6 protein-coding genes are annotated in these 6,000 nt (G+C 38.5%); 3 read left to right on the forward strand and 3 right to left on the reverse strand.

The annotated features are described in order from the left end of the window. The first annotated feature begins 507 nt into the window (after positions 1-507). Positions 508-1,155, forward strand: coding sequence for a CPBP family intramembrane glutamic endopeptidase (locus PSF11_RS04605; protein ID WP_158514047.1), 648 nt, complete (start codon positions 508-510; stop codon positions 1,153-1,155). Positions 1,156-1,373: 218 nt separating this feature from the next. Here PSF11_RS04605 and PSF11_RS04610 read toward each other — a convergent pair whose 3' ends face one another. After that, positions 1,374-1,508, reverse strand: coding sequence for a hypothetical protein (locus tag PSF11_RS04610; protein WP_256719857.1), 135 nt, complete (start codon positions 1,506-1,508; stop codon positions 1,374-1,376). Between the two features lie 162 nt (positions 1,509-1,670). On the opposite strand from PSF11_RS04610, the gene PSF11_RS04615 reads away from it, so the two are divergent. Continuing rightward, positions 1,671-3,437: a replication endonuclease gene (locus PSF11_RS04615; RefSeq protein ID WP_312029150.1), complete on the forward strand. Its 1,767-nt coding sequence runs from the start codon at positions 1,671-1,673 to the stop codon at positions 3,435-3,437. Between the two features lie 49 nt (positions 3,438-3,486). On the opposite strand, the gene PSF11_RS04620 is transcribed toward PSF11_RS04615, so the two are convergent. Continuing rightward, the gene (locus PSF11_RS04620) at positions 3,487-4,989 is read right to left on the reverse strand and encodes an ATP-dependent nuclease (protein WP_196712750.1); all 1,503 of its coding nucleotides are present in this window, start codon (positions 4,987-4,989) and stop codon (positions 3,487-3,489) included. Next, positions 4,959-5,504, reverse strand: a complete 546-nt coding sequence (locus PSF11_RS04625) for an AAA family ATPase (protein ID WP_196712749.1) — start codon at positions 5,502-5,504, stop codon at positions 4,959-4,961. The genes PSF11_RS04620 and PSF11_RS04625 overlap by 31 nt, the downstream gene beginning before the upstream one ends. A gap of 271 nt (positions 5,505-5,775) precedes the next feature. On the opposite strand from PSF11_RS04625, the gene PSF11_RS04630 reads away from it, so the two are divergent. Next, a partial coding sequence (locus PSF11_RS04630) for a hypothetical protein (protein WP_272682742.1) occupies positions 5,776-6,000 on the forward strand: 225 nt, incomplete at its 3' end.

Genomic DNA, 6,000 nt, shown 5'->3' on the forward strand with positions numbered 1-6,000 from the left:
TCTAGATATATGATAGCTATTACTCCAGATAAGAGTTAAAATTAAGTTTCATTAAGCTAATAGCATTGTTTTACATTATCATACGTATCATTCTCGCTCTGGGAGATTAGCGCCGCCTCATTACAGACGACGATATTTTGTTAGTGCGTTACTGATAAACCGTTTAGCCCATTCTTCCTGCCAAGGAAAGAGCAGTAAATGGAATATACGAGGGTAAGCCACGCTCAGGATTACGTGGGTCGTTAATCATCCCCCAATCAATGATAAATTGGGCTGGATTGTCTTTGTCACATGCTCATCATGCAGGAAATAGCTCAGTATTTTTAAATCAAATGGGAAGGAGTTGGCTTAGTCAATTCCTTACATTTAGGGGCTATTTAATATAATCCACTTAAGCGCTTCGACAATGGCAAATGAAACAAAACCAATATTTTTTGGTTTTTTATTGGTAATACATTAAAATCAACGTTTATAAACAACAAAACAATGTGGATAATAATGATATCTATGGACAGAGTTCTACACAGCTTGGTCTGCGTCAGTTTTTTTGTAGGTTGGTACTTAATTCAGTATGCCTTACTGGCATTTCCTGGGATAACCACCTATAACGATGCCTTAGCCGCTTGGCCACTATTTACGATTCTATTTATCTTACCTTATTCCCTGTTCTCTCGAGCATATTACCAGAAACGAACCGAGCTAATGCCTTTCGGCACAGTACGATTTTCAGATCTCAGGCTTCCAATAATAGCAATGGTCATATTATCTGTTGCAACTATGTTTTACGGAGAAGATGAAACATCGATACTTGAGATGCTCACCCTATCACCATTGCATCAGTTTATTCTGGTCGTGTCAGTCGTTTTCGCAGCGCCAATTATTGAAGAAATTATTTTCAGAGGCTTTTTACTGAATGCCGGAATGGGCTACGGCCCAAATGGCAAGCATGTGATGATTATTATCACCTCTGTACTATTTGCAATGATACACCATCAATATAATTCACCTGCCACATTTATTATGATTTTTGTGATGTCCGTTATTTTTTGCCATGTCAGAATTCAGACTAATTCGCTTATGGCACCAATTATTTTGCATATGATTAATAACGCCGTGGCAATGCTTTTATTGTTTCTTTTAAACGACACCCCCTAAGGGGCATCCTGCCCCCCACTTAAATGTGACTAACACATTTTTATTTAAAATAATGGTGCTTACCCCTACGGAAAACAGGTTCAATTTAGTTTCTGCAGATAAGCACCATTTATCTAAATTACTCCTTAAAAATGCATAAATTCTCAGTGAATAAAACGTACGTAAAATAGGTGTTTTTGCATAACCTATTTTTTCGCTCAAACGGCTATTTCCAGTAATTAACCCATTAGTTTTTTATAAGCGTCGGCAACCTCTTGTGAAGTCATGTTTGCAACTTCAGTTTTAATAGGTTCGCCGCCTTTGCTGGTTAATTCAGTTCGGGTTTTCACCATCCCTAAATGTTGTGTGGCCATTTTAAGCGCATCACCTTAATAGCGAGTGATTACCTCAACGCCAAACTTCCCCTACTTCCCCCCACAAATAACTGGCAAGATGCACCGGCTAAAGTCCCTCAATCTGGTTTAGCCATCGTGTTTATCTTCTTCGCTGATTAAAAAGGCCACTCATAAAAATAGATTTTTGATTGTCTCGCTGTCACGTCATTAGATGCTCGCAAAGTTATTGCCGCCGTTCAGCGCCTAACCAATACAGATTATTGGTATCGCAAATTAAAAGCCCATCGTACCCAATGGCTTGAAGCCTTGATGATCGCAAATATGGATGTTTGCCAGAATCGCAACCCCTACGCCAGTAAACAAGCCATTCGAGCTGTGCAAGCGCAACGTTTATCTAATATGCAGTATTTACAAGGCATGGATATTGAAGACGTTGAAACGGGTGAGCGGTTTGATCTGTTCGATAAAGTGATGGCAAGTGTTTCAAACCCTGAAATTCGTCGCATGGAATTAATGGCGCAAATGGCCGGCATTGAACGTGTAGCGAAAGAACGTGGCGATATCGGTATGTTTATTACCAGGACCTGCCCTTCTAAATATCATCCAACAAAACTGCGTAAGCGTAAGAAAGACGTGATCGCTGCGCTTAATGGTAAATGGAAAAATGAAGCTTACACACCAAAAGACGGGCAACAATATTTAGTCAAAGTTTGGTCGCGTATTCGTTCAGCCTTTAATGATAACAATATTGATGTTTATGGTGTTCGTGTTGTCAAGCCGCATCATGACGGAACACCCCACTGGCATATGCTGTTATTTGTTGATAAAGCCAGTCGGGCGGACGCAATTGATATTATGCGTAAACGTGCTTTGAAAGAAGATGGTGATGAGGCCGGCGCACATAAATACCGTTTCAAATGTAAGCACATGAATCGCGGTGGTGCCGTAGGTTACATAGCCAAATATATTGCAAAAAATATTGATGGTTATGCGCTTGATGGCGAGATAGACCACGAAACCGGCAAAGATTTAAAAAGCATGGCGGCAGCGGTTACTGCTTGGGCTTCTACTTGGCGCATACCTCAATTTCATTTTTACAAACTTCCCTCAAAAGGTGCTTATCGTGAATGCCGTCGGCTTCCGCGAGGTGTTTCTATTGCAGATCAGCTTGGCGAAGTTGCGGAGCGCGTACGTGCGGCAGCAGATGGTGGTGATTTCTTTGAATATGTGATGTCACAAGGTGGGCCATGTATTCGTCGTAAAGAAGAAACGATACGAGTTGCACGTGAAGTCAGTGATGTAAACACATACGGCGAAGAGGTGCAGAAAGTTGTAGGTATTTATAACCAGCTCGCAACCGGCAAACCAACACTCAAAACGCGTGAAAGGCAATACAAGATTGTGAAGAAAAACACCGATGCTGCGGGCGATGGTCTTTTAAAAAGCGCCATCGGCGCGCCTCGGAGTCCTGTCAATAACTGTAGATCGCGGATCACATCCAATCTATCAGATGTGCAATTTTACGAGCCAGAGCACTGCTCTGGTGAAGTATGCAACATAGAGGAATACGGTTTTGCCTTTATTGAAACAGACGCTCAGAACGCAGCAGGAGCCGAAATATCACAGGGTAGACAACAGCGGCAAGTATCACGAATTGAATTAAATGAGGGTGATAAAGAAATTCAGTCGAAAATAGTTACTTTTGCTAATGAGGTCGGCATTAATTTCGATATTCCACAGATTAAAACAATGTTCATTAATGGTTTAGGCGTAAGTGATGGCCTACATTTTATAAAAGTTGACGGGGATAGGTTGAGATTGAGTTTAAATGAGTATGGGAAAGGGCTGCAAAAGCAGGAGTTAGAAGCGCAGAGAGAGGCGATTAGTAGGAAATATAGGCAGAGGTGTGTGAATGTATTAGCTCGAATTAATAAATTAGTAAAATAATTCTGACCCACTATTATTCATGAATAATGAGTCAGAAATCTTTAATTAATTATTTTAGGGCTGAATTAATAGCGTTAATTAGGTTAGTACAACCTTGAATCTCATTTTTAGTTAAATTAGTGATTGAATGGTCTCGTGACCATTTTAAAAATGCCTTTGCTAACTTATACTTAGAGAAGTCTTTGCCTATTTCCTTTTGGAATATATTAATAATCGGCTTATCAATGGCGCCAGAAAAAGATGTTGTTATATCCCAGTTAAGCTCATCTTTTGCAATTTGAACTAATGTATCTCTAAGTAGGTCTTCAATTTCAGCTTTATCAATCTTAGGCCTAGTAAAATCAGAAGTACGAAGAATTCTTTTATTACCAAGACGATGAACTAAAACTTCCTGTTTTGCAGCTTGATCTCCTGCATTATCGGAGTCAAGCAAAGCTGCCACTTTAAGATTATGTGAGGTTAAAATTGTAGCGAAATAAACTATTTTACTAGCTGTGTTAGCTGGCACAAGAGCTATCTTGTCATCTAAAAACTTCTCTCCTCCATCTTTCAATAAGTTAGAAATTGCTTCGATATACCAATAATCTGTCAATCCTTCTAGGATTAAATTACGTTGATGAGCAAATAGACTTTGAGCTAGGTCATAACCAAGAGCTTCTTGCAATGGTAATAATGCAGCAGGATCACTAGAAGATATTGTTGTATGAACTTTAGTGCCAATAGCTCTATCGGTCAATTCAACAACTCTTACTTTATCGAGTTCATCCGGCCCTACTAAAAATGGAGAATGAGTTGAGTATAATGTCTGATTATTTTCAGAAAGTAGTGAAACTGTCTTTCTAAATTCTCTTTGCTTTAAAGCGTGAAGGCTTACCCCGGGTTCATCTAAAAGTAAAATAGTATTTTTATGCTTTCCTTTTGCTTCTGCAAAAAATACTATAAAAAAGGAAACTAACCATTGAAATCCTTCGGAACGCTGGTCTAGCTCAACTTCAACACCAATATTATCCTCTACCACTACTTTGAGATATTGTCCATCTGCAACTAATTTAAGCCTGCTAGCTTCAGCTTTATTATCTTCAGGATTCCATACTTTAATTATTTGACGAGTTAACTCGACACTAGCAGCATTTAGTTCATAACTACGCCTATCTAAATTTTCGCGATAAGCATCCATATTTAATTCAGTTGAGTTGTTGGTAGATTCTGATACTTTTCCGAGTTCAGAAAGCTCCTCAGCTGTAAACCCAAGCAAACTAAGTAGGCAACTATTACCATAATCATAAGAGTCATCATCCATAATGTTTGAGGTCAGGCGTTTAGCTAAGTTCTCCAAATGAATAATAGGCTTAACTCGGAAGTAGTTGCTATATAATACAAAAGTAGGTTTATTATCCCAAAGATACGAAAGAAAATTATCTTTTTCTATTTCAGTACTTAATTTATCTTCGATCTCTTTATGGCGTTTAATTTCTTTTTCATTTTCTTCATCAATTAATGTGAAATTATTCTCAAGCCACTCTAATAGTGTTCTAATATTTTCAATAGACAGTTTTTGTTTTCAGTAAAACCACTCGTTATCTGAGTAAGGCTATCAGTGTAGGTTTTATTATTTTCATCCTCAAGAAGACTATCTAAATAATGAGCTATTCTTCTTAGGTTATCTTTAACTTCGCCATAAAGTAGTGATTGCACCCCAAGTAAATTATGAGTTGCATGATTATCCATATATCGAGTAATAACATAACTAATTTCTTGATTTCTTAATTTTTCAGGTGCGTGCTTTAAATCAGACTCTTCTAATTTAAAAGTTGCAGTCACTACCTTGATATATTCAGGTTTTAGCTCTCCCCTACTGATTTTGGTGTATTCAGCTCTAGGATAGTCACGAAGCGGTTTAAACCCCTTCATCTCTTTAGGGGGATTTATTTGTTGAATGGCTTGGAGAATAGCCGTTTTCCCGGCCTCATTTGGGCCAACCAAAATTGTTTTAAACTCATCCACATCAAATTCACCAGTATCAATAATGCTACGATAATTTTGTACCCGAACTTTACTTAAACGCATAATCAATCCTTTAAATATGTGTAACTAGTCTTTTTATTTTAAGAAGCCTAACTACATAGTTTTGTAGTAAATAATGAATTAAGATACTACCTAGTATTTTATGAGATAAAGTAAATTATAAAACATGAAATAATACTGTAAATAATTTTTATCACCATAACCTTCATCATAAATTCCGCAATTCTCTGCCCCATTCTGCAAGATTAAACAAGGATCGTGACCTGCGTAAAGCGCCTGCACTAGCGCGGTTCTGACGATCTCTTGCACCTGCATGAAAACCGACCTATTTAGTGGGCAGGCGTGGCGGGGCTACGATTGCGCGGCGACATGTTTATTGTTAATTATCCGTCCGCAAAATCTCAGCGTCACAGAGGCGTTAAAATCAATTATTCATGCCACAGCAGCAATTATTTTTGCGCTGATTACAGTGGCGTACAGCGCGCTTAATTCGCTAATTAGTGAGGGGGGGATTTCTGCGGATTCGTCTTGGTGGTGC

This window comes from Providencia sp. PROV119 (assembly GCF_028482435.1).
GTDB classification, from domain to species: domain Bacteria; phylum Pseudomonadota; class Gammaproteobacteria; order Enterobacterales; family Enterobacteriaceae; genus Providencia; species Providencia stuartii.

Coding starts and splice junctions, on each gene's coding strand:
- PSF11_RS04605 (WP_158514047.1), top strand. CDS start 508: ATGGACAGAGTTCTACACAGCTTGGTCTGCGTCAGTTTTTTTGTAGGT.
- PSF11_RS04610 (WP_256719857.1), bottom strand. CDS start 1,508: ATGGCCACACAACATTTAGGGATGGTGAAAACCCGAACTGAATTAACC.
- PSF11_RS04625 (WP_196712749.1), bottom strand. CDS start 5,504: ATGCGTTTAAGTAAAGTTCGGGTACAAAATTATCGTAGCATTATTGAT.